Source organism: Metabacillus rhizolycopersici (assembly GCF_020075705.1).
The window spans coordinates 11,572-37,687 of the sequence record NZ_JAIQUM010000046.1 but is presented as its reverse complement, the minus strand read 5'-3'; the positions used below and the strand labels follow the sequence as shown (position 1 = coordinate 37,687).

19 protein-coding genes and 2 pseudogenes are annotated in these 26,116 nt (G+C 37.9%); all 21 read left to right on the top strand.

The genetic code is table 11. From position 1 onward, the window contains the following. Positions 1–653 precede the first annotated feature (653 nt). The 21 genes and pseudogenes from K9V48_RS18085 to K9V48_RS17985 all read left to right on the top strand — a co-directional run bounded on the left by K9V48_RS18085 (position 654) and on the right by K9V48_RS17985 (position 25,920). Positions 654–1,868, top strand: a complete 1,215-nt coding sequence (locus tag K9V48_RS18085; protein ID WP_224140540.1) for an MFS transporter — start codon at positions 654–656, stop codon at positions 1,866–1,868. Positions 1,869–2,624: 756 nt separating this feature from the next. Then, complete coding sequence (gene pdhA / locus K9V48_RS18080; RefSeq protein WP_224140538.1) at positions 2,625–3,608, top strand: pyruvate dehydrogenase (acetyl-transferring) E1 component subunit alpha; 984 nt, start codon at positions 2,625–2,627, stop codon at positions 3,606–3,608. Positions 3,609–3,626: 18 nt separating this feature from the next. After that, complete coding sequence (locus tag K9V48_RS18075) at positions 3,627–4,625, top strand: alpha-ketoacid dehydrogenase subunit beta (RefSeq protein WP_224140536.1); 999 nt, start codon at positions 3,627–3,629, stop codon at positions 4,623–4,625. A 13-nt stretch (positions 4,626–4,638) separates the two neighbouring features. Beyond that, positions 4,639–5,976 carry a dihydrolipoamide acetyltransferase family protein gene (locus K9V48_RS18070; RefSeq protein ID WP_224140534.1) on the top strand — a complete coding sequence of 446 codons (1,338 nt, stop codon included), beginning with the start codon at positions 4,639–4,641 and terminating at the stop codon, positions 5,974–5,976. 12 nt (positions 5,977–5,988) lie between these two features. Next, complete coding sequence (gene lpdA / locus K9V48_RS18065; protein ID WP_224140533.1) at positions 5,989–7,386, top strand: dihydrolipoyl dehydrogenase; 1,398 nt, start codon at positions 5,989–5,991, stop codon at positions 7,384–7,386. Positions 7,387–7,519: 133 nt separating this feature from the next. After that, positions 7,520–7,786: an HPr family phosphocarrier protein gene (locus K9V48_RS18060; RefSeq protein WP_224140532.1), complete on the top strand. Its 267-nt coding sequence runs from the start codon at positions 7,520–7,522 to the stop codon at positions 7,784–7,786. Between the two features lie 201 nt (positions 7,787–7,987). After that, positions 7,988–8,944, top strand: coding sequence for a sugar-binding transcriptional regulator (locus K9V48_RS18055; protein ID WP_224140530.1), 957 nt, complete (start codon positions 7,988–7,990; stop codon positions 8,942–8,944). A 329-nt stretch (positions 8,945–9,273) separates the two neighbouring features. After that, complete coding sequence (pyc, locus tag K9V48_RS18050; protein WP_224140529.1) at positions 9,274–12,723, top strand: pyruvate carboxylase; 3,450 nt, start codon at positions 9,274–9,276, stop codon at positions 12,721–12,723. A 495-nt stretch (positions 12,724–13,218) separates the two neighbouring features. Then, positions 13,219–13,395 carry an aspartyl-phosphate phosphatase Spo0E family protein gene (locus K9V48_RS18045; protein ID WP_224140528.1) on the top strand — a complete coding sequence of 59 codons (177 nt, stop codon included), beginning with the start codon at positions 13,219–13,221 and terminating at the stop codon, positions 13,393–13,395. Between the two features lie 277 nt (positions 13,396–13,672). Continuing rightward, the gene (locus K9V48_RS18040; RefSeq protein WP_224140527.1) at positions 13,673–14,623 is read left to right on the top strand and encodes a sugar-binding transcriptional regulator; all 951 of its coding nucleotides are present in this window, start codon (positions 13,673–13,675) and stop codon (positions 14,621–14,623) included. Positions 14,624–14,791: 168 nt separating this feature from the next. After that, positions 14,792–15,261, top strand: a pseudogene (gene tnpA / locus K9V48_RS18035) (IS200/IS605 family transposase); the annotation flags it as partial. Between the two features lie 559 nt (positions 15,262–15,820). Then, complete coding sequence (locus K9V48_RS18030) at positions 15,821–17,110, top strand: NAD(P)H-dependent oxidoreductase (RefSeq protein ID WP_224140526.1); 1,290 nt, start codon at positions 15,821–15,823, stop codon at positions 17,108–17,110. Positions 17,111–17,416: 306 nt separating this feature from the next. Continuing rightward, on the top strand, positions 17,417–17,773 hold the full coding sequence (locus tag K9V48_RS18025; protein WP_224140524.1) for a PTS glucitol/sorbitol transporter subunit IIA: 357 nt from the start codon (positions 17,417–17,419) through the stop codon (positions 17,771–17,773). 55 nt (positions 17,774–17,828) lie between these two features. Next, positions 17,829–18,365, top strand: coding sequence for a PTS glucitol/sorbitol transporter subunit IIC (srlA, locus tag K9V48_RS18020; RefSeq protein WP_224140522.1), 537 nt, complete (start codon positions 17,829–17,831; stop codon positions 18,363–18,365). A gap of 15 nt (positions 18,366–18,380) precedes the next feature. After that, a complete protein-coding gene (srlE, locus tag K9V48_RS18015; protein WP_308012599.1) occupies positions 18,381–19,400 on the top strand; it encodes a PTS glucitol/sorbitol transporter subunit IIB in 1,020 nt (339 codons plus the stop codon). Between the two features lie 44 nt (positions 19,401–19,444). Next, a complete protein-coding gene (locus tag K9V48_RS18010) occupies positions 19,445–20,503 on the top strand; it encodes a zinc-dependent alcohol dehydrogenase (protein ID WP_224140521.1) in 1,059 nt (352 codons plus the stop codon). 51 nt (positions 20,504–20,554) lie between these two features. Continuing rightward, positions 20,555–21,571: an NAD(P)-dependent oxidoreductase gene (locus K9V48_RS18005; RefSeq protein ID WP_224140519.1), complete on the top strand. Its 1,017-nt coding sequence runs from the start codon at positions 20,555–20,557 to the stop codon at positions 21,569–21,571. Positions 21,572–21,573: 2 nt separating this feature from the next. Next, complete coding sequence (locus tag K9V48_RS18000) at positions 21,574–21,978, top strand: transcriptional regulator GutM (RefSeq protein ID WP_224140517.1); 405 nt, start codon at positions 21,574–21,576, stop codon at positions 21,976–21,978. Between the two features lie 27 nt (positions 21,979–22,005). Next, positions 22,006–22,182: pseudogene (locus tag K9V48_RS17995) on the top strand (transketolase-like TK C-terminal-containing protein); the annotation flags it as partial. Between the two features lie 169 nt (positions 22,183–22,351). After that, entirely contained in the window at positions 22,352–24,064 is a 1,713-nt protein-coding gene (gene ptsP / locus K9V48_RS17990; protein ID WP_224140516.1) for a phosphoenolpyruvate--protein phosphotransferase, read from the top strand. Between the two features lie 395 nt (positions 24,065–24,459). Then, the gene (locus tag K9V48_RS17985; RefSeq protein WP_224140515.1) at positions 24,460–25,920 is read left to right on the top strand and encodes an NADP-dependent glyceraldehyde-3-phosphate dehydrogenase; all 1,461 of its coding nucleotides are present in this window, start codon (positions 24,460–24,462) and stop codon (positions 25,918–25,920) included. Positions 25,921–26,116: the final 196 nt, after the last annotated feature.

Sequence of the window (26,116 nt, the reverse complement as noted above, 5' to 3'; positions counted from 1 at the left end):
AACTTAAAAAAGTTGAATGAGATGGAAAATTGTTATGCAAATCAATTAGCTGTTACATCAGGCTTTATGAATAATGTTAAATTTGTTAGAAAAGGACTTTCACTTAAAAAGAGAAGGTCCTTTTTTTCTGCTTTTGTTGATATTTTTCCAAATTTTAGATAAGGTTTTAGAAGGGGAGGAATTATTGACATGCAACAATACATAGGTTGTTTCGTAATTTTGGCGTTCATTATTATAATCGTGATTTTCAATAAATACTTCTTTTGGTGGGTCAAAAGTATAATTGTCGCTTATTATTTAGTAGTTTCATATTTTTTCATTACTGTTAAGAATAGAATTGATAAGGAATTTGAGGGTGTTCTCCCTGTTCCTGATGCATATTGGGATAAGAATTCAGGATGGGTTGACACAATAACTAATTATCTTTTCTTGCCCTTAATTGGTATCATCATTTTTATATACTTTAAATGGTTTACTAAGGCTCGAACCAAGATGTCTAAGATACTTATTTTATTGAGTTTCATTCCCTCAGCTACCCTCTTTATCTTTTTTAGCTTCTTATTTTCGTTTGGCTATGGATATAGGCCTTAAAATTTACTAAAATAAAGTTCTACCATAATTTTCTATTAAACTATTATCATTGATTGAAAGAAGTGAAGAGGGAAAAGAATAAGCCAAAGCTTTGGACAAAGGACTTCATCATTATTTCTTTAACGAATTTTTTTGTGCATGTTGTTTTTTATTTATTAATGGCCACAGTTGCGATTTATGTTATGTCGGAATATCAGGCGAGTTCGGGGATGGCTGGACTGACTGTTGGGGTTTATGTTATTTCCGCTTTAGTAGCACGTGTTTTTGCCGGTAAATATTTAGATCGAATTGGGAGGAAACGTGCTTTAATCGGATCATTTGTTATCTTTACGATCTCGATGCTTCTCCATTTTGGAGAAAATAGCTTAATCGTCCTTTTTATTATTCGTTTTATTCAAGGTGCAGCACATGGATTTCTTACAACCGCAGCAGGGGCAGTCGCAGCTGATATAATTCCTAACGAACGGCGCGGCGAGGGAACGGGTTATTATGCAACAAGTATGAATTTAGCGATGGCCATTGGTCCGTTTTTGGGAATCTATCTAAGTGGATATGCTGATTTTCAGATGATTATTCTTGTTGGAAGCATCATTGCGATCATTGGCTTTGTTTCATCCTTATTTTTACAAGTACCAAAAGTAGAGGATTCCGAAGAGCAAGTACATAAAATAAGCAGATTTAATGTGAGACATTACATCGAACTGAAAGCGGTTCCTATTTCGGTTTTGCTGTTTCTTGTTACATTTGCGTATTCAAGCCTTTTAGCATTTTTATCGTTATATGCAGAAGACATTCAATTAGTAGAGGTAGCGAGTTTCTTCTTTATCGTTTACGCTGCTTCATTGATTGTATCTCGTCCGATTACAGGAAAATGGTTTGATAAATACGGAGAAAATCGAGTGACCTATCCACTATTATTGTGTATGGCAATTGGATTGTTCTTATTAAGCCAAGCTCATAATGGCTTTCTCTTTCTTTTATCTGCCGTATTTATTGGGATCGGTTATGGTACTGTGCAATCAAATTTTCTAGCCATTGCCATCAAGCAATCACCGCCCAATCGCACAGCCTTAGCAACATCTACGTTTTTCATTTTTCTTGACCTTGGAAGTGGATTGGGACCGTATTTATTAGGAATTGTGGTTGGAATGATGGGCTTTCGACATTTATATTTCACAGCAGCTATCTGGATTCTTGCGTGTATTGGAATCTACTATTTCGTTCATGGAAAAAAAGCTGCCGCTGAGCGAAAAGACATGATTCGTCATTCAGCTTAAAATACGTATTTCCAATGATTAATAGACATGTGTTGGCTACTATTTTTCATTCGTTTAGCGTACTACACTAGCTTTGTATTAAATCAATATAATATTTTGGGTTAAATACCATTTTGAAGTTAGTTGACTAAGTTCGAGAATTTTTATCCCGCATTAACGGGCAGTAATACCCCCACCTCTAAGCTTGAGTGAATCACAAAGAGGCGAAGGTGGGGGATAACTGCCCGTAAAAGCCCGATAAGTCTCTCTAACCATCAGTGGGGGATAAGGAAAACCCCCACTGATGGAAGTCTCGCTTTATGTAAAGCTAGTGAATGAAACTGAAAGGGCAAAAGGTAAATATGAGTGAAGTAAAAGTAAAAACGACCTTGTTATTCTGTTTAGAATAACAAGGTCGTTTTTTTGTTTTTTCTTGAATACTTTGCGCCTAAATAAGTTCATTCCAGGTTATTTTCTGTCATCGAAAACTTTTTTGGGTAAATCAATACTTTCGTTCAATGTGGTTACATTTTTTATAACAATCCAAAATACATACGTTTGTATCAATCTTTTCCTTGAATGAAATATATTAAGTTCTAGTTAGAGGATATTCCGTTTAAATAGGGGATATAAACGGAAAACCTCCATTTTTTAGATGGGCAATTTTGGTGTAAACTCTTAAAAAAAGTATTTTTTTAACTTGACGGATTTTTCAGAAAAGTATATGATGTTTACAAATGTAACAACAAAGAACAAAAGTTAAGAGGAGGAACTAATATGTTAAGTACTTTGAATTTACCTTCCCATATAACGGAGAAGAAGCTTCCTGAGATTTATAAACAAATGTGGCTTATCCGATATTTTGATGAAAAAGTGGACCAATTTTTTGCGAAAGGAAAGATCCATGGAACGACTCACCTTTGTGTAGGGCAGGAGGCGTCTGCTGCAGGATCTATAGCTGTTCTTCAACCGAAAGATAAAATTATCAGTACTCATCGTGGTCATGGTCATTGTATTGCTAAAGAAGGTGATGTAAACAAAATGATGGCCGAACTGTTTGGGAAAGAAACAGGGTATTGTAAAGGTAAAGGTGGATCAATGCATATTGCAGATGTTGATAAAGGCAACCTTGGAGCTAATGGTATTGTAGGGGGCGGGATTCCTCTTGCAGTAGGTGCAGCGTTAACATCAAAAATGAAAGAACAGGGCTATGTCGTATTATGCTTCTTTGGAGATGGTGCTTCTAATGAAGGAAGTTTTCACGAGGCCTTAAATCTTGCAGCGATTTGGGATTTGCCGGTAGTGTTCATTTGCGAAAACAATCAATATGGAATGTCAGGTCCAGTAAAGGACATGACAAGAGTAGAAAATATTGCAGATCGTGCAATCGCTTACGGTATGCCAGGTGAGGTAATAGACGGAAATGACATGATTGAAATAATGAATACCGTAGATAAAGCAGTTGAAAATGCTCGTCAAGGAAATGGTCCAACATTAATTGAAATGAAGACATATCGTTGGAAAGGTCATTCCAAAAGTGATGCGAAGAAATATCGTACACGCGAAGAGGAAACGGAATGGAGAAAGAAAGACGGTATTAAGAGATTTAAAGAATTGTTAATCGAATCAAATGTGTTAACGGAAGAAGAAGCGAAGAGGCTGCAAGAAGAAGCAAAGCAAGAAATTGAGGATGCTGTAGAATTTGCTGAAAATAGCCCGGAACCATCAATTGATACACTTTTAGAAGATGTGTATGCCTAACTTAGGAGGAGGATTAAAATGACTGAGATGAAAACAAGAGAGATAACGTATTTAGAAGCAGTAAGAGAAGCTATGAGTCAAGAAATGCGCCAGAATGATGATGTATTCATTTTAGGAGAAGATATCGGGGTATATGGAGGCGCATTTGGGGTTACGCGTGGAATGATTGAAGAATTTGGTCCTGAGCGCATTCGTAATACACCTATTTCTGAAGCTGCAATTGCAGGGGGAGCAGTAGGGGCTGCTCTTACTGGTATGAGACCTATTTTAGAATTACAGTTTTCCGATTTTATTACAATTGCCATGGATCAAATAGTGAACCAGGCAGCTAAAACGCGATATATGTTTGGTGGAAAAGGAAAAGTCCCAATGGTTGTAAGAACACCAGCGGGCTCCGGTACTGGTGCAGCTGCACAGCACTCCCAAAGTTTGGAAGCATGGATGGCTCATATTCCAGGTCTAAAGGTAATCCAGCCATCTACAGCCTATGATGCAAAAGGGCTACTAAAGGCAGCTATGGATGATGACAATCCAGTCATTTTTTATGAACATAAACTGTTATATCGCACACAATGCGATGTACCAGAAGAGCAATACTCCATTCCATTAGGAAAAGCAGACGTAAAGCGTAAAGGAAAAGATGTAACGATTGTTGCTACTGCGATTATGGTACATAAAGCACTAGAAGCGGCAGTAGAGCTTGAAAAGGAGGGGATTGATGTAGAAATCGTAGACCCTCGTACCCTTGTACCATTAGATGAAGAAACAATTGTAGAATCTGTGAAAAAAACAGGTCGTCTTATTGTCGTTCACGAAGCTGTTAAACGCGGAGGCTTCGGTGGGGAAATTGCTAGTATGATTGCTGAGAGTGAAGCGTTTGATTATTTGGATGCGCCAATCAAAAGACTAGGCGGGTTAGCTGTTCCAGTTCCATATAATCCAACATTAGAGAAGGCTGTTATTCCTCAAGTGCCGGATATTATTGAAGCTGTTAAGGAAACTGTTCGTTTTAAATAAGGGAGGGAGAATTATGGCAAAAGAGATTTTTATGCCGAAACTAAGTAGTACAATGGAGACCGGTACCCTCCTTCAGTGGTTTAAGGAAGAAGGAGACACAGTTGAAATCGGAGAACCATTGCTCGAAATATTGACAGATAAAATTAACATTGAAGTTGAAGCGTATGAAGAAGGAGTTTTATTGAAGAGGTATTTTGATGTAGATGATCAGGTGCCTGTTAATCATGTTATTGGTTTTATTGGAGCGGAAGGTGAGACAGTACCTGCTGATCCGCCAGGTGAATCGGGAGAATCAAGTGATTCGGTTTCGGAAGAACAAGTGGTAGAAAATAATGAAGAAAGCCTTAATGTAGCGGTACAGGTGGAGTCTGGTGAAAAACCACGTGCCACACCTGCAGCAAGAAAATCAGCAAAAGTGCATCAAGTTGAATTAGCAGTTGTAGCAGGTAGTGGACCAAATGGAAGAGTCCATCTAAAGGATGTTACGGAACACGTAAGTACAGGACAAGTAAAATCAATGGTTACACCACTTGCGAGGAAAATTGCTGAACATGAAAAAGTTGATGTGTCTGCCCTTAATGGTAGCGGTCTAAACGGCAAAATTGTTAAACAAGATGTAACGGCAGCTATTCCTGAAAAAACGAAGAAACCATCGACTCCTCCTGAAAAACGGAGAAAAATTGCAGGTATGCGGAAAGTAATTTCTGATCGTATGTCTCAGAGTGCCTTTACAGCACCGCATGTCACGTTAACCAGTGAGATTGATATGACGAAAGTAAAAGAGTTGCGTGCACAACTCTTACCAATTGTTGAAAAACAAACCGGCTTCCGCTTATCTTATACAGAAGTCATTATTAAAGCAGTTGGAGCTGTATTGTCACGTTTTCCAGCTATCAATGCATCCTTGATAAATGATGAAATTATCTATAACGATGACGTTCATATCGGTTTAGCGGTTGCGGTACCGGATGGATTAATGGTACCGGTTATTAGAGAAGTGAACCAAAAAGGATTAGCAGATTTAACAATAGATGCTAAAGACATAAGTAAACGTGCAAGGGAGCAAAAATTATTGCCTGACCAATTAAAAGGCTCCACGTTTACAATCAGCAACCTTGGCATGTATGCAATTGATGGCTTTACTCCAATTATTAATCAGCCTGAAACGGCAATATTAGGTGTAGGTAGAATGCAAGATAAGCCTGTTGTGCTCAACGCTTCTATAGAGATCCGACCGATGATGACAGTTAGTTTGTCCTTTGATCACCGTGTCATTGACGGGGCGCCGGCAGCAGAATTTTTAACTGAATTGAAACGAGTTCTTGAAAATCCATTCGAATTGCTAGTATAAGAGGTGAGAGACATGACAAAATCATATGAAATCGTTGTAATAGGCGGAGGTCCCGGTGGGTATGTAGCAGCGCTCCATGCTGCAGAGCTTGGGAAAAAGGTAGCCGTAATTGAAGCAGATCTTTTAGGTGGTACTTGTTTAAATAGAGGTTGTATTCCTTCTAAAACTCTATTAAAACATGCGGAAGTAATTGAAGCCATCGAAGAAGCAAAAGGGTGGGGAATTGAGACAGGAGACATGTCCTTTTCCCTCGAGAAAATGAAAAAACGCAAAGATGATGTCATTCAACGTTTGCGTGGTGGGATTGCCTTTTTATTAAAACAAGGGAAAATTGATGTATATGAAGGTTTAGGTATGATTGAAGAAGGACAAATCATCAAAGTACTAACGAATGACAAAGAAGAACGAATTCAAGCAGAGCGCATCATCATAGCAACAGGTTCATCTCCTGTTGTGCCACCAATTAAAGGGTTAGATTCTGTAGACTTTGAAACAAGTGACACCATTTTTGACATTGCTGATATCCCTAAATCAGTGGTCATTATTGGGGGTGGCGTCATTGGGGTAGAATTTGCCTGCATCTTTGCTAGTTTAAAGTCAGAAGTAACTGTAATTGAAGCTGCAGACCGAATCGTTCCAAGTGAAGATGCCGATGCTTCAAAAGTGCTGACAAAGGTTTTAAAGAAAAAGGGAATTCGTTTTCATACAAGTACGAAAGTAACCGAAGTTCAGCGAAACGGAACGCAAAAAGCCGTGAAATGTGCAGATGGGAAAGGGAACGAACTTACAATTGAAGCAGATACGCTAATCGTAAGTGTAGGGCGAAAACCAAATCTTTCAGGTGTTCAACAGGTGGCCATTGAAAAAGAAGGACCATTTATCAAGGTGAACGATAAAATGGAAACCAATCTTCCTAATATTTATGCTGTAGGTGATGTAGTTGGCGGTTACCAACTAGCTCACGTTGCCAGTGCTGAGGGCATTGTAGCAGCAACTAATGCAGCTGGTTTAGAAGATAAAATGGAATATCACGTAGTGCCGCGCTGTATTTACACCTTACCTGAAATTGCCAGTGTAGGGATAACAGAAGAAGAGGCAAAAAAGAAGGGTCTATCTGTACGTACAGAACGGTTTGATCATACAGGAAACGGTAAAGCGCTTGCAGTAGGAGAGACAAGCGGATTTGTGAAAGTTGTGTATGAAGAAAAGTACGGAGAAATTATAGGGGTCACAATGGTTGGTCCACATGTAACGGAAATGATTTCTGAAGCTTCTGCTTTCATGTACTTAGAAGGAACTGTAGAAGAAGTATCAAAAATGATTCATCCTCATCCGACTGTTTCTGAATCGTTTTATGAGGCTGCTTTAAATATTGTCCATAAAATGAGAAAGCAAGAGTCTCTCGTATAGCTACGTTGTTTTCTAGCATTGAAAGCTCCCATTACTCAGCTTCTGCTTGGAGTGGGAGCTTTCTTGCTGATGTGAGATCAAAATAAATGCTTTTCGTTACAATATTACATTTAAGGAGAGAGGAGAAAAAGAAATGGTCCAAGAGCAACTTATAGTTCAAAATGAAACTGGAATTCATGCAAGACCTGCATCAGAATTTGTAAAAAAAGCAAATGAGTATGAATCTGAAATTATGGTGGTAAAGGGCGAAAAGAAAGCGAATGCGAAAAGTATTTTAGGTTTATTGGGACTGGCTGCAGCAAAAGGTGATGAACTTACAATCATTGCCGATGGCGAGGATGAACAAAGTGCCCTATCTGCTATCGCTGAATTGATTAACTCAAAATTCGGTGAACATTAAATCTTTAGAATCTATCTGACATAGAAGCTTGTAATCTATGTCAGATGGTTATGTATAAACGCGACGTTATGGGTTATTGTCAGTGATTTGTACGACGAACTTTGTGAATTTATTCAAGATGTAAGAACTGAACGGTGTAAACAGGATAAGAATTTAATGTCTATGCTAAAGAAGGAAAATTGCGGTGAGGGGGGTGGAATGATGTTAAAGTGGGAAGAAAGACGACAAGTGGTTAAGGTCGCCAATTTATATTATATTGACGGCTGGACGCAAGCGCAAATTTCAAAAAAAATCGGGGCGTCGAGGCCTATCATTTCAAAACTGTTAAACATGGCAAAAGAAACCGGCATTGTCGAAGTGTTCATTAAGGATGAAAGTGTCCATACAGTCGAATTGGAACAACAACTAGAGAAGAAATATGGCCTGGAGGACGTTGTAGTAGCTCCGACTATCGGGCTTTCACCGGAAATGGTTAAGCGGAAAATCGTACAGGCTGGGGCGCATTATATCTCTAAAAATTTAAAAAATGTCAACCACCTAGGTATTTCATGGGGAACGACAGTAGCTGAATTAGTGAAAGAGTATCAATTTGAACGAAGAAAAGACATAAAGATTATCCCCCTTGAAGGAGGAATGGGAAGGCGATTTGGAGAAGTCCATGCGAACCAAATAGCGTATGAATTGGCGAAAAAAATGAATAGTAGATGTTCTTATTTGTATGCTCCTGCAATTGTAGAGACGAAAGAATTAAAAGAACGTTTAATGGAGATGCAAGACATCAAAACTGTACTTGAAGAAGGAAAGAATGTAGATATGGCAGTCATAGGAATCGGAAATCCATTTAAAGAATCGACGCTGAAGGAAATCGGATACTTACAAGATCGGGACTTGGATGACCTTTGCACAATGGGAGCTGTAGGTGATATTGGTTTCCGCTTTTTTAATGAATCAGGAAAACCGATTAGGCATCCGCTAAACGATAAGGTTATTGGCTTATCATTAGATCAACTGAAACAAATCAAAAAAGTTATTGCTGTAGCAGATGGTACCCATAAGCTTAAGAGTATAATGGGTGCATTAAGGGGCAATTACGTAAATGTGTTAATAATAGATGAGCAAACTGCCTCTATGCTTTTAAATGAAGAGATAAAGGGTTGAATCAAGGATCACTTTACGTGTTCTTTGGATTCATCCCTTTTATATTAAGAGAAAATAATTTTTCGAAGTCATAAACTTTAGATCCTCACACCGGCTCTCCATCCTTTTTAGATTACTAGTCTCAACATATCCAAATTTGATAGGTTTCTTTACCAGAATCTATTTAGCAATTATTTATCAAAACTTTCAGGGTTAATTAACTGAAAATTATGAAAATATATTATTTTAACAAATGTAAATATATAGAACAAATATTAAAATATTAACTAATTATCAATCATTTGTTTAATAGAAAAGTAAAGCTTATTTCCATGAGAGGAGAAAATGCTATGAATAGTATAACTAAGAAAATTAATAAAGTTTTAGTTGCTAATCGTGGTGAAATCGCTATTCGCGTTTTCCGAGCGTGTGACGAATTAAACATTCGGACAGTAGCTATTTACTCAAAAGAGGATACTGGTTCATACCATCGCTATAAAGCAGATGAAGCTTACTTAGTTGGGGAAGGAAAAAAACCAATCGATGCCTATTTAGACATTGAAGGCATTATCGAAATTGCGAAGGCGCACAATGTGGATGCCATTCATCCGGGCTATGGGTTTTTGTCAGAAAATATCCATTTTGCAACACGTTGTGAAGAGGAAGGCATTATTTTTATTGGGCCTAAATCAGAACACCTCGACATGTTTGGGGACAAAGTAAAAGCACGCTACCAGGCTATTCAAGCCAATATCCCGGTTATTCCCGGAAGCGATGGACCGATCGAAAGTCTTGAGGAAGCTGAAGCCTTTGGAAAGGAGCATGGTTACCCGTTAATGATTAAAGCATCTCTTGGCGGGGGTGGTCGCGGGATGCGAATCGTACGCAGCGAGGCGAGCTTAAAAGAATCATACGAGCGTGCCAAATCCGAAGCGAAAGCAGCATTTGGCAACGATGAGGTATATGTAGAAAAGTTTGTGGAAAATCCAAAGCATATCGAGGTGCAAATCTTAGGTGATCAGGATGGAAATATCATTCACTTATATGAGCGTGATTGTTCTGTGCAACGTCGTCATCAAAAAGTGGTGGAGGTAGCTCCAAGCGTCTCTATCCCGGAAAGTTTACGTCAGGCTATTTGCGAAGCGGCTGTACACCTTATGAAAAATGTTTCCTACATAAATGCGGGAACGGTGGAGTTTTTAGTTACAAATGGTAAATTTTACTTTATTGAAGTTAACCCACGTGTACAAGTTGAACATACCATTACAGAAATGATCACTGGGGTGGATATTGTTCAATCACAAATTTTAATTGCAGATGGTTCTTCTCTGCATAGCTGTGAAGTGGGAATTCCAAAGCAGGAAGATATTATGGTACATGGTTTTGCGATTCAATCCCGTGTAACAGCGGAAGATCCGTTGAATAACTTTATGCCGGATACCGGGAAAATTATGGCCTACCGTTCGGGAGGAGGATTTGGTGTCCGTTTAGATGCAGGAAACAGCTTCCAAGGTGCTGTTATTACGCCATACTATGATTCACTTCTTGTAAAAGTAACCACATGGGCGTTAACGTTTGATCAAGCTGCGGCAAAGATGGTTCGAAACTTGAGAGAATTCCGTATTCGCGGGATTAAGACCAACATTCCGTTCCTTGAAAACGTGGTGAAGCATGAGAAATTCTCAAAAGGCGAATATGATACATCGTTTATCGATTCGTCACCGGAGCTGTTTGTGTTCCCGAAACGAAAAGACCGTGGGACAAAAATGCTGATGTATATTGGAAATGTCACGGTGAATGGTTTCCCGGGCGTTGCCAAAAAGAGAAAGCCAGTATTCGGAAAAACGAGATTGCCAAAGGTAAAGTATTCTGAGCCAATTCCAAATGGAACAAAACAGATTTTGGAAGAACGGGGTGCAGAAGGAGTCGTTAATTGGATTAAAGAGCAAAAGGAAGCACTGTTGACAGATACGACATTCCGGGATGCCCATCAATCCTTGCTGGCGACTCGCGTACGCACCAATGACCTGGTGCATATTGGAGAGCCGACTGCTCGATTATTGCCGAATTTATTTTCTGCCGAAATGTGGGGCGGGGCAACATTTGATGTATCGTACCGGTTCTTAAAAGAAGATCCATGGGATCGTTTATTGAAACTTCGTCAAGAAATGCCAAACGTTTTATTCCAAATGCTTCTTCGTGCATCCAATGCCGTTGGTTATAAAAATTATCCAGATAATGTCATCAAGGAATTTGTAGAAAAGTCTGCACAGGCAGGCATTGACGTATTCCGTATATTTGATAGCCTAAACTGGGTGAAGGGGATGACGTTGGCGATTGATTCTGTGCGCGAAAATGGAAAAATCGCGGAAGCAGCGATGTGCTATACAGGAGATATTTCCGATCTGACTAGAAGAAAATATGATTTAAATTATTATAAAGAGCTGGCAAAAGAGCTGGAAGCATCGGGTGCACATATTTTAGGAATTAAGGATATGGCGGGTTTGTTAAAACCGCAAGCTGCTTATGACTTGGTTTCTACTTTAAAGGAAACCGTCGATATTCCCATTCATTTGCACAGCCATGATACAAGCGGTAACGGTGTATTTATGTATGCCAAGGCCATTGAAGCAGGGGTTGATATTGTAGATGTAGCCGTAAGTTCAATGGCCGGGTTAACCTCACAGCCAAGCGCTAACTCTTTATACTATGCGTTAGAAGGCCATGACCGCCAACCGCAAATTGATATTCAAGGGTTAGAGCAGATTTCTCATTACTGGGAAGATATCCGCAAATATTCCGTGGATTTTGAAAGTGGGATGAATGCTCCTCACACGGAAGTATACGTCCACGAAATGCCGGGCGGTCAGTACAGTAATCTTCAGCAGCAAGCAAAAGCAGTAGGGTTGGGGGACCGTTGGGAAGAAGTGAAAAAGATGTATTCACGTGTGAATCATTTATTTGGCGATATTGTAAAAGTAACGCCCTCTTCAAAAGTAGTAGGAGATATGGCACTTTATATGGTTCAAAACAATTTAACGGAAGACGATATTTATGAGCGCGGTGAGACACTTGATTTCCCGGACTCGGTTGTGGAGTTGTTTGAAGGATATTTAGGGCAACCTCATGGAGGGTTCCCTAAAGAGCTTCAACGCATTATTTTAAAAGGAAAAGAGCCGATTACGGTTCGTCCTGGAGAATTATTGGAGCCTGCGGACTTCCAAGAAATCAAAGAAATGCTCTATCATTCACTGAATCGTCCTGTGACGAGCCATGAAGTCATTGCCTATGCGTTATATCCCAAAGTGTTTATGGACTATCAAAAAACAGTGGAACAATACGGAGATATCTCTGTACTTGACACTCCTACGTTCTTATATGGAATGCGTCTTGGAGAAGAGATCGAAGTAGAAATTGAAAAAGGAAAAACGCTGATCGTGAAACTTGTGTCCATTGGTGAGCCGCAAGCAGATGGAACACGCATCCTTTATTTCGAGTTAAACGGTCAATCTCGTGAAGTGATCATCAAAGATGAAAGTGCTAAAACGAACGTTCAGGCAAGAGCAAAAGCAGATGCAGGTAACCAGAGCCATATTGGAGCCTCTATGCCAGGAACGGTTCTGAAGCTTCTTGTTGAAAAAGGAGAAAAAGTTTCAAAAGGAGATCATCTCATGATCACAGAGGCCATGAAGATGGAAACAACGGTTCAAGCTCCATTTTCTGGTGTTGTAAAAGATATTTATGTGAAAAATGGCGGTGCGATTCAAACAGGTGATCTGCTTATTGAACTTGAAAAATAGCATAAAATTGTTAGGAACATAGCTTCTTTTATGTTACGTGATGTTAGACAGAAATCGAATTTAACACCGGAAAGATGGTTTGAACTAACAATGGTTGGTAATAAATGGAACGGTGAAATACTCAAATAAATCTCATAACTAGGTGATTACTAATACTCCCTCAGGCGTGTAAAGTGGGGGAATTGGGTGAAGACAATACCTGAGTATAGTTTATATACCTAGTAGTTTTGGAACGTCAGGAGTTCCTAACGGTTTAGTAATAACTTGGGGAATAGCAATTCGAAAGCTGTGAAAGAGTCATGAAGTGTAGTATTAATGAGACTCTGATAATAAGGAGTCAAGAGAAAGTTGTACGCACGGTGTGAGGGAAAGGATAGAGATGGATTTGAAGATTTACCAATAATCCCCTATATAATTACTTAACTAATTCCAAAAGAATATATAGTAGTTTAATAAAATGGGAGGCAGAGTTCACTGTTACCTTTGAATATAAGCATGGCTTCTGAGAAATATGAATTAGAATGTAGGGTAAATCAACTGAGAAAAGAATTGGTTCAGATTGCTGAAGTAACTGGTTTAAATAGCCATGAGACGATTTGTTACAGTCAGAAATTAGACCAACACATAACGAATTATCAAAAACTTTCTTATAAAAATAGAAAATGTTGTTGAATGACAATAAAGTTGTTTGATTAGTAACATTTTAAAAAACATCATTATTTTTGAAATATATCTTCCTGTTACGATCAAAATTTAGATCGGTCTTATGCAGATTTGATACTTGAAAATTAAATGACATTATTGTTACTGCACGGAGTGATTTTTCATAAATTAGATTGTGATGGTGGATATAAACTCAACTAAACGTCAGGAGAGAAAGTAGGGTGTTCTCATTTAACAGGATATCTTGATATAATAAGGGTGATAATCTAATCAAAGAGGCGATGGTATGTTAAGTTGGGAAGAAAGGCGTCTGTTGGTGAAAGTATCCAATTTGTATTATACAGACGGTTGGACACAAGAACAAATAGCGAAAAAGGTCGGCGTGTCTAGGCCTGTCATTTCAAAAATGTTACAAAAAGCAAAGGAATTTGGAATTGTAGAGGTATATATTAAAGATGAAAGTGCCCTTACGGTCGAATTAGAACAAAAACTTGAGCAAAAATACGGATTGATTGATGCCGTTGTGGTGCCAACTGTCGGCTTTACACCAGACATGGTTAAGCGCTCGGTTGGACAAGCAGGAGCTTATTATTTATCTAAAAATTTAAAGAGAGATGTTAAACGTCTCGGTATCTCATGGGGGTCTACGCTATCTGAAGTAGTAAAAGAGTACCCCTATGAACGAAGAGAAGGGATAAATATTGTTCCTCTTGTGGGAGGTATGGGAACGCAACATGTAGAAATACATGCTAATCAGCTGGCGTATGAATTAGCTAAAAAAATGAACGGTACATGTTCATATTTGTATGCACCAGCAATTGTAGAAACAGAGGAGTTAAAGGAACGCCTTGTGGCCATGCAGGATATTGCAGCTGTTCTTGAAGAAGGAAAAAATGTAGATGTAGCCCTTGTAGGTATTGGAAATCCATATAAGGGTTCCACGATGAAAGCGATTGGTTATTTGCAAGACGATGACCTCCAGCATCTCCGAAAGATGGGGGTTGTAGGTGACATTAGTTCTCGTTTCTTTGATGAATTAGGAATGCCTGTTAAACATTCATTAAATGATAAAGTCATTGGTTTGACATTGGAATGCTTGAAAGAAGTGAAGAAAGTCATTGGAGTGGTTGAAGGAACTCATAAAATTGAAAGTGTGGCAGCTGCTTTAAAAGGTGACTATTTAGATGTGCTGATAATAGATGAACAAACAGCTCTAGCGCTTTTGCAGGAATTGTAATAGTTATTCTTTTAAAGAATAGCTATTTTTTTTGTGGAAAAGAAAACCCTAGGATAGGCCTAGGGTTCCCAAAAGCTTTCAGCGTGATATTAAAAAACTCACCCGTGGTGCTAATGCTAAAATATTTTTGGTTCGTCAACCAAAATATCAGCATAGGGAGGAGTTTTTATGTCAAAAGACATTAATTTTAGCACATACGACTTGGAATTGTAAGTAATCACATCGTATTTGCCCCAAAGTACAGAAGACAAGTAATTTATGGGAAAATTAAAAAGGATATTGGAGAAATACTCCGCACCCTATTTTAAAGAAAAGGCGTGGAGATTATCGAAGCAATAGCGTGTAAAGATCACGTCGATATTTTAGTAAGCCTTCCACCTAAGTTAAGTGTATCTGCATTTGTAGGATATTTAAAAGGGAAAAGTAGTTTGATGATATTTGATCGTCACACAAATTTGAAATACAAATATTAGAACAGAAAATTTTGGTGTACGGGATATTATGTGGATAAAGTTGGAAAAAGCAAGAAGGTAATAGAAGAATATATAAGAAACTAGATTCAAGACGATATAGTAGCAGAACAATTAAGTATGATGGAATACCTTGATCCATTCACAGGTGAAGAGGTAAAGAAAAAGAAACGATTTGAGGTCTGGTCAGTAAAAAAGCTTTCGGTCGCAGAGAAAACCACTCAATCACGGGTGGTTTTTATTCTTTTTTCATTTTTAAATCAGCTCCATGTCGACTTAATTTATACAAATTACTATCGCTGTTTTCATAAGCTAAAATTAACATTATACAGAATGGTAGAGAAATAAAGTGGTAAACAGGATTATGAGAAAGTCGAGAGGATTAGCTGTCTATATATGAAACAAGAACGTCTTTTGAAAGGCGTTCTTGTTTTTATAATTTACTATATTAGTAACTGATAATCATTTTGAAGATCCCTCCGTACCCTTTAAAAAGAAAATTCAGATAATAAAAAATAAATTGACATTAAGCGCTTACAATGGTATTTTTGAACTGTAGAGAAAATGTTCATATGTAGAACTAATGTTAAGTAGGAATGTTTCTCAGGGATTATATTGTGGATTTATATGAAGTATAGAGCCTTAGATGGTAGTTTTTTTCGGAAAAAGGAGAAAATGTTCAAAAACTGAACATATGTAAGATAAACTATTTTGGAGGAGATATATTATGACTTTATATCGGAAATTGCTAGAAAGAGAAAAACAAGGAAATCCAATTCGTGTTGGTGTCATTGGTGCAGGACAAATGGGTTTTGGAATGGTCTCGCAAATTTCGCAAATTCCGGGTATGAATGTTGCTGGAATTAGTGATATAAATTTGGATGCAGCAAAGCGAGCAGCTGCTGCCTATAATTCTAATAAACAAGTAAAGGAAAACATCGTCGTTTCTTCAGATTTTAAAGAAATCATTCATTCTGATGCAGTAGAAGTAATCGTGGATGCAACAGGAGTTCCTGAAGTTGGTGCCAAAATATCATTAGAAACGTTAATAGCTAAAAAACATTTAGTGCTGCTAAATGTTGAAGTGGATATCACAGTTGGACCGTTAATGAAAAAATTATATGATTCAGCTGGCCTCGTTTATACAGGATCAGATGGGGATGAACCAGCAGCTACAGCAGAATTATATGAATTTGCCAAATCAATGGGTATGGAAGTATTAGTTGCAGGTAAGGGAAAGAATAATAAATTACGAGTTACAGCAAATCCTGATACAGCAAAAGAAGAAGCGGCACAGAAAAAAATGTCTGCGCACATGCTGGCTGCATTCCAAGACGGCACAAAAACAATGGCTGAAATGAACTTGTTGTCAAATGCAATTGGATTTATTCCGGATGTTGTGGGAATGCACGGAATCTCAGGCAATCTAGATTCAGTTGTGAAAGATTTAGACATAAAAGAAAATGGCGGAATATTAAATAACTATGGCGTTGTTGAATATGTGGATGGTCTTGCACCTGGAGTATTTGTCATTGTAAAGGGACAAAATGAAGGTGTAATACATGAGATGAATTATTTAATGAAAAAGGGCGACCAAGATCATCACATCCTATATCGACCATATCATTTAGCGAGTCTTGAAACACCGATTACTATTGCGAAAGCCGTTTTATTCCATGATCATGCTATTGCTCCATTAGGTGCTCCTATTTCCGAAACAGTAGCTGTCAGCAAAAAAGATATTAAAGAAGGTGAAAGATTAGACGGTATCGGTGGTTTTTGTGTAAGAGGAGTATTGGAAACTCATGTTGATATGAGCAAAGAAAATCATATTCCAATTGGATTAATTTCTGGAAATGTTGTGGCAAAACGTGATATTAAAGCGGGGACATTTTTATCAACTGATGATGTTGAACTTGATGAAAGTACAACCGTTTGGAAACTTCGTAAGTTGCAGGATGAAACTTTTGCTTCATCAACAAATAGGGAAAAAACACCATTATTGATTAATATTTAGATGAAGTTATGAATTAGATAGATAACGATCACGTCATTTTCTGTTCGGCCTAAATACTAAAGATAGTAAAATAGTTGTTTTTGTTACTAGGGCTGTTTAAAATACGAATGCTCCTTAAGATTATCTATCTTTAGTTTTTTTATAAGAAAAGAGATTCAAAATGTTTAAGAGAAATAATAGAAAATACTTAAAATAACATTCAAATGAAATGTAAACGCTTTAATAATAATGATACCTTGCTTATTAAATGGTTGATGATGATTGCTATATGTATAGAGTTTTTTTGAATGAAGGGAGAAACTTTCTATGTTAAAAACAAAAATTATCGAAATTGGTCCAGTTGTTCCAGAGTTTAAAGAAGAAAATTTATTAATCCTTTTCGGTTCGGCAGCTCCACCTGAATTAAAGGAAATTTCAGTTGTTCATGAAGTGAAACAACAACCGGAAAATGTGCTTGTTGAAGGTGGAACATTAGAAATTGGAAATAAAGTTTATGAGATTCAAAAAGTAGGGTCACTTGCTAATAAAAATTTTGAAGATTTAGGTCACCTTTCTATTTATTTTAAAGATGACACGTCAGAGGAACTTCTTCCAGGGGCCATTTTAGTAACTCCTGGGGAATATCCAGAACTTGAGATTAATGATTATATAGTGTTTAAATAATGATTTTGAAAAAGCTTAAATATTCGATAAGTTCTTTAATTTGGGGGGATAAATAATGGATCTTTTTGTTAAATTAGCAGAGGGATTTATGGAAATGATCAAAGCGGGTGCTGATGTATTTATGGGTTTTGTTACAGGGATTATTCCTCTTCTTATAGTTTTAATCACAATTGTAACTGCTTTTATTAAGCTGGTCGGCGAAGAGAGAATCTTTGGTTTCATGAAAAAGCTTTCGCGTTTTACCATATTTAGATATACACTCATACCGTTCTTTAGCCTTTTTTTCTTAACAAACCCTATGGCCTACACTTTTGGGAGATTTATTGATGAGAAGAAGAAACCTGCATTCTATGATGCCTCTGTGTCTTTTTGTCATCCAATTACTGGACTTTTCCCGCATGCGAATTCAGCGGAGCTGTTTATTTTTCTTGGAATTGCCCAAGGCTTTGCACAAGTTGGAAGCCAATCTAAATTGGCTCTAATGTACCTTTTAGTTGGCCTTGTCGTGAGTCTAATGCGAGGAGTTGTAACAGAGAGAATTACAGAATTCCTTATGAAACGCAATAATGTTACTAAACAAAATGCTGCATAATGTGAGGGGATAAATATGTCTGAATATATGACGGTAAAAATTACAAAAGGGAAAGGTGGATGGGGAGGACCATTCATTTTAACACCAAGTTCTCAACAAAAATATGTTATAAGCGTAACTGGCGGAGGAATTCACCCTGTTGCGCAAAAAATTGCAGATTTAACTGGAGCTATTGCCGTTGATTCATTTAAAAATCCAGTAGATAAAGAAGAAACATTATGTGCGGTCATTGATTGTGGGGGGACTGCTCGTTGCGGAACCTATCCAAGACTTAGAGTTCCGACGATTAATATTAAAGTGATGAGTCCATCAGGTCCTCTTGCCAAATTCATGACTGAAGATATATTCGTTTCAGGTGTATCAGTCGATGACATCGCATTGACTGGATTAGAATCTGAAACCTTTGTTGCAGCGGCTGTTGAAGAAACAGGCATACAAAGGAAGCCTGCGTTGGAATCGAAAATTAATGCGCTCCCTCAAGCTTCTGTTGAAATAAAGAAAATGAATCCTATTATGAAATTAATTGATGTGATTGGCCGCGGTGCAGGAAAATTTATGAATGTTATGTACCAATCAGGTAGAGAAACAATAGACACAGTTATTAAGAGTATTTTACCGTTTATGGCTTTTGTGGCTGCCTTAATTGGGATTATCAACTTTTCGGGAATTGGGGAAATTTTGGCACATGTACTAACTCCATTAGCTGGAAATGTAATGGGATTGGTGATATTGGCATTAATTGGAGGGATTCCTTTCCTATCTCCATTGCTTGCGCCTGGAGCAGTTATCGGAGCGGTTGTTGGTGTATTAATTGGTGGTGAAATTGCTAAAGGTACAATTCCACCAGCATATGCATTACCAGCACTGTTCGCCATTAATGCTCAAGTAGGATGTGACTTTGCACCAGTCGGTTTGACTTTGGGAGAAGCAAAAGCAGAAACGATTTCAGTCGGTGTTCCAGCCATCCTATTTTCAAGGATGATCACTGGACCGGCAGCTGTATTAATTGCCTATGGATTTTCGTTCTTTTTGTAATGGGCCAAAGACGGGTGGAATTAAAAAAATGGGGGTGAATATTCATGCTACCCAATAAAATGAAATTTGCGGTTTTAACAGAAAAAGGGCACGCTGAAGTAAGAGTAAAGGAATTACCCAAGTTAAGAGAGGACGAGCTATTGATCAAACAGGAAGCTTGTAATATTTGCACGACTGATTATCAACAATGGCTCGGTTTAAGAGAACATCAAGGCTACCCGATGGCTGGCGGGCATGAAGCATCAGGAATTGTCATTGCAAAAGGTGATAAAGTAGGAGATACCTATGAAGTAGGAGATCGTGTAAGTATCTTATATGACTATTGTGGCATATGTGATAACTGCAAAGCTGGTATGATCACAATCTGTCAAAATAAAAAACTATTTGGAAAAAATTATTCTGATGAGTATTATGGAATCTTTGGCTTTTCCGACTATTTTATTCGAAATGCAAAAAGCTTTGTGAAGATGAATCCGGATTTATCGCCATCTGAAGCAGGATTTGTAGAACCACTCGGATCTGTACTCCATGGTATGAGGAAAATTAGATTGCGAGGCGGATATGATACAGTTGTGGTTATCGGTGGGGGAACAATGGGTTTACTGAACGCAGCAGCTGCCAGGGCAATGGGTGTCAGAGTGATTGTTTCTGGAAGAGGAGAAAAGAAGCTGGAAACAGGAAGAAAAATGGGGTTTGAAATGATTGATGCCGGTAATACAGATCCTGTAGAAGAAGTGAAAAGGTTGACAAATGGCCGTGGAGCAGATTCAGTTATTGTATCAGCAGGAGCAACATCAGCTAATCAGCAAGCTTTAGAAATGGTGAAGGATCAGCATGGACGAATATTATTATATGCTGCTGGATATCCGGTGCCTGAATTAAATGTAGATTCAAATATAATTCATTATAAAAACTTAGAGTTAATAGGGACCTTTGGCTCTACTTTAGAGGATTTCGATAATGCAGGTAAAATGCTTAGTGAAAGACGAATTGATGTTTCGAATTTAATAGAAGAAAAAGTCCTTTTAACGAATATTCAGGAGGCATTTGAAAAGGCAAGTACAAAAGGTAATTTCAGGATATCGGTAATGTTGCAAGAATAACAAGTAATGATACGAATCATATGTGTTAATAGTGAAGGGAGAAATAAATAAATGAAATGTTTAGCTATTTCTGATTTATTTATTACGAAAGATATGATGGAAGATGGTTTAGTTGAATTACGTAATCAAGGTGTTGAAATTACCATTAAGGAATGGCTTCATGAAGACTTAGAAGCTTTACAGAGGGATAATATAAAGTTGGAGCAAGAAGGAAGTGAGGCCATTGCTTTACCTGCTGAGATTTTAGATGGTATTGAGGATTATGATATTATCATTACTCAATTTGCACCGATCGGGAAACAAGTGATTGATAAAAGTAATAACTTGAAAATATTAGGTGTACTTCGAGCTGGGATTGAAAATGTTAATTATCGTTATGCGGAAGAAAAAGGAACCAAAGTATTTAATACACCTGGAAGAAGTAATACAAGTGTATCTGAATTTACTGTAGGTTTAATCTTATCGGAAATTCGGAATATATCGCGAGGAAACTATTATTTAAAAAATGGTAAATGGGAAAAAAATTATCCAAATGGTATTTTATCCCCGGAATTGAAAGAATCAACCATTGGAATTATTGGGTACGGTGCGATAGGACAAAGAGTTGCTGATCTTCTTCGCCCGTTTGGAGGGAGAATTATCTTTTTTGATGATTACTTCAAGGGAGAAGCAGAAGATACCCAGGTTGATTTGGATACATTGGTCAGAGAAGCAGACATCATTTCGATGCATTATCGATTAACGGAACAAACAAAGCATATGCTCAATAAGGTCCATTTTGAAAAAATGAAAAAAACTGCAGTTGTGATCAATAGTGCTCGATCTGGGTTAATCAATGAGCGGGATCTAATTGAAGCTTTACAAGAAAAAGTAATTGCTGGTGCGGCGGTAGATGTGTACGATCAAGAACCATTACCACAAGACCATCCTTATTTACAGCTCGGCAATATAACGATAACACCACATATTGCGGGTTCGACGATTGGAAACTTTGCCAATTCACCTAAAATCCTGGCAAAAAGAATCATTCAGGAGATTTCCAACCTAGCGATTAAACGAGGAGAATAAAAGTGAAAGAATTATTGATCATTATTGTTTTTTTTATGGTTTTGCAATTCCTTACAGGGGTTCTGCACATTAAATATTATCAAAGCGTACTTAGAAAAATGAGTAAAAGATCAGTAGGCTATCTTGGTGTGGGAATGAATCAACAAAAATTTAAGTTAGGTCAGGTCTGCATTATGGTTACCGATGTTCATGGGGAAATTACAGAATGTCGAATTCTATCTGGGCTCACCGTTTTTTCAAGATTCCGTAAAGATCCTAGTTATGAAGGTAAAAATATCTTTCGCATGGATTGGAATGGAAAAGAAAAATACAAGGAAGTAACGGAAAATGCAATCCAAATGATTAAAAATGAAATGGAAAAGAGAAATACAAATGTATTAACAACCATAGATTTGTCAGCTAATTGAATATTATCTCTTATTCCTCATTACAAAGGTTTTGAAGTGTACCTTGCAGTGAAAGCACAACAAGCGTTGACGCAAGTGGGGATTGATGTATCTATTATTAGTATGCCTGCCTGGCATCGCTTTGAAGCTCAATCCACCGAATATAAAGAATTGGTATTGCCTAAAGTTGGGACAAAACGTCTTGCGAGTGAAATTGGTGCTTCTGCCCTTGGTAAAGAAATCATTTAGAAGTATGGCTTTATGGAAAGGGAAGGGCTTGTAAGATAAGGCTAACAAGGAAAATAGATTGACCTGAAATCTATTTTGGAAAAGCAGAAGATTGTAACCCAAAAGTAACTTTAAAAAAGTATAAAAGTGAGGGGTTAGTAAAATAATGTCTACAACAGTTAAAGGAATTGCGGCTTCCCCAGGGATTTCTATTGCCAAGGCCTTCCGCTTAGAGAATCCTGAGCTTACAGTTGAAAGGACATCAGTAACGGATACGGGTGCAGAAATATTGCGCTTTGAAAAGGCAGTTGCACAATCTGAATCAGAGCTGGAAGTCATCAAAGAGCATGCTCGTCAAGAATTGGGAGAAGATAAGGCAGAGATTTTCGCTGCGCACCTTCTTGTTCTGAGTGATCCAGAACTACTTAATCCTATTAAAGATAAAATTACAACCGAGCAAGTCAATGCTGAATATGCTTTAAACGAAGTGGCCGCGATGTTTGTGAACATGTTCGAGTCGATGGATAATGAATACATGAAAGAGCGTGCAGCAGATATTCGTGACGTAACGAAACGTGTGCTGGCTCATCTTTTAGGTGTGACCATTGCAAACCCAAGTATGATATCTGAAGAAGTCATCGTTATTGCAGTAGATTTAACTCCTTCAGATACAGCGCAATTAAATCGTCAATACGTAAAAGGCTTCACAACTGATATCGGCGGACGCACTTCACACTCGGCGATTATGGCCCGTTCGCTAGAAATTCCGGCGGTTGTCGGAACCCAAGCGGTTACGGCAAATATTGAAAACGGTGTGTTAGTTATTGTGGACGGTTTAGATGGAAAAGTTATTGTTAATCCGACAGAAGATGTTGTGAAACAATATGAAGATAAAGGTGTAGAATATGAAGCGCAAAAAGCGGAGTGGGCAAAGCTTGTTAATGAAAAAACTGTATCGGCTGATGGGTATTATGTGGAATTAGCCGCGAATATAGGGACTCCTGATGATGTAAAAGGTGTGATTGAAAATGGTGGTGAGGGTGTCGGGTTATACCGTACTGAATTTTTATATATGGGACGGGACGCACTGCCAACGGAAGAAGAACAATTCGATGCATATAAAACCGTATTGGAGCGTATGGAAGGCAAGCCAGTTGTTGTTCGTACATTGGACATTGGCGGTGACAAAGAACTTTCTTACTTAGATCTTCCGAAAGAAATGAATCCATTTTTAGGATTCCGTGCGATTCGTTTATGTCTGGAGATGCAAGATATGTTCCGTACCCAGCTTCGTGCGTTATTACGTGCAAGTGTACACGGTAATTTGAAAATTATGTTTCCGATGATTGCGACCCTAGATGAATTCCGTCAAGCAAAAGCAATTTTAGTAGAAGAAAAAGAAAAACTTCAAGCTGAAGATATTAAGGTGTTTGACAACATTGAAGTAGGGATGATGGTAGAGATCCCATCATCTGCGGTTATCGCTGACCTTTTTGCAAAAGAAGCGGACTTTTTTTCAATCGGAACAAATGATTTAATTCAGTACACATTAGCTGCTGATCGTATGAACGAGCGCGTTTCTTATCTTTACCAGCCATATAATCCAGCTATCCTTCGCTTAATAAAAAAGGTCATTGACGCGGCCCACAAAGAAGGCAAGTGGGTAGGTATGTGTGGAGAAATGGCAGGAGATGAAATTGCCATTCCAATTCTTCTTGCATTAGGATTAGACGAATTTTCAATGAGTGCGACATCTATTTTAAAAGCACGCTCTCAAATTTGCCATTTATCAAAAGCAGAGATGGAACAGCACGTAGAAGCGATTCTCTCCATGTCTACAACAGAAGAAGTTGTATCATTGGTGAAAAGTCATCTTTAAATGAAGTTTAATTTATATTGTTTGCTCCAGTCGGGCAGTTAAAAAGAGAGATTTTTAGTAGTAATTTGGAAGATTAATAGCTCGTTTTATGACTAAGTGGGACGTAACATGCTTATTTTGGACAGGTTATGTTCCAATCTTATATTAAGGAGAATTCATATATAAGTCCAACTTACACGTTGGATTTATCGTATTGGATATTATATTCCTTGGCAAATCAGTAATACAATCGATAGTTTGTTATCATTGATATCCCGATAAATCGGATTTAATAGACATATTGTGATAGATTTAATTAAATAACTATCTATAAAATTTTTATTGAAAATAGACTGAATATTCAATCTCATTAAATTTATATTATTGGATAAGCGAATGAAGGAGGAATTTTTAGGATGTTAGCATCAGTATCTGCCATAAAGGTAACAGATTATAAATTTTATGTGAATGGGCAATGGAAAGAAAGTCAGTCAGGACAGACGATTGACATCCGGTCGCCTTATCTCTACGAGGTGATGGGAAGAGTACAAGCAATCACGAAAGAAGAAGTGGATGAAGCTATTGGTTTTGCTCGTGGAGCACAAATCGAATGGGCAGAAACTTCGCTACAAGAACGCGCGAAATATTTATATAAATGGGCAGATGAATTAGTCAACATGCAAGATGAAATTGCCGAGATTATTATGACAGAAGTCGGCAAAGGTTTGAAAGATGCGAAAAACGAAGTGGTACGAACAGCTGATTTTATTCGTTACACAGTAGAAGAAGCTCTCCATATGCATGGTGAAAGTATGAAAGGGGACAGCTTTCCAGGCGGTTCTAAATCGAAAATTGCCATGATCGAACGTGTTCCGCTAGGTGTAGTGTTGGCGATTTCTCCATTTAATTATCCAGTAAATTTGTCTGCCGCAAAACTAGCACCAGCTCTCATTGCAGGAAATGCGGTCATCTTTAAGCCTGCTACGCAAGGAGCTATTAGCGGCATTAAGATGATTGAAGCTCTCCACAAAGCAGAATTTCCGAAAGGGCTTGTTAACCTAATAACAGGTCGTGGCTCTGTGATTGGTGATTACTTAGTAGAACATAAAGGGATCGATATGATTTCCTTTACAGGTGGCACAAATACAGGGGCGCACTTAGCAAAGAAAGCAGCCATGATTCCGCTTGTACTTGAACTTGGCGGGAAAGACCCTGGGATTGTACGTGAAGATGCTGATTTAGTCGAAGCAGCGAAACAGATTATCAGCGGCGCTTTTTCATATTCAGGTCAACGTTGCACGGCTATTAAGCGTGTATTAGTGCATGAAAGTATAGCGGATGAGCTTGTAGGGATTTTAAAAGGAGAAATTGAAAAATTAGCTGTAGGTTCTCCAGAAGAAGGCAACACTGTTGTTCCATTGATTGATGATCAATCAGCTGATTTTGTTCAAGGTTTAATTGACGATGCCATTGAAAGAGGAGCCACGGTTGTAATAGGAAACAAGCGTGAGCGTAATTTAATTTATCCGACTCTTCTAGATCATGTTACAGAAGATATGAGCGCAGCATGGGAAGAACCATTTGGACCTGTATTACCTGTTATTCGTGTATCTTCCGATGAAGAAGCTATTAACATTGCAAATAAGTCAGAATTTGGCTTACAAGCAAGTGTCTTTACAAAAGACATTAACAAAGCGTTTGCGATTGCAAATAAAATAGAAACAGGTTCTGTCCAAATTAACGGACGTACAGAACGTGGCCCAGATCATTTCCCATTTATCGGTGTGAAAGGATCAGGTATGGGAGCGCAGGGGATTCGTAGGAGCATCGAATCTATGACTCGTGAAAAAGTAACAGTTTTAAATCTTTCTTTATAAAAGAGTTCAAGAGATTAAAACTGACTAACCGTGGGGCAGAATAACAGTGTAATCAAATCTAATTAAATCTATATAAATATGCATATAAAACCCTCCTAATGTTGTGTAAATTGTTATAGGAGGGTTTGTATGTATGTATACGATTAAAGAATCTTCTATTTTCGAAATAACATGATGTTACAATAAGGGTTTTTTC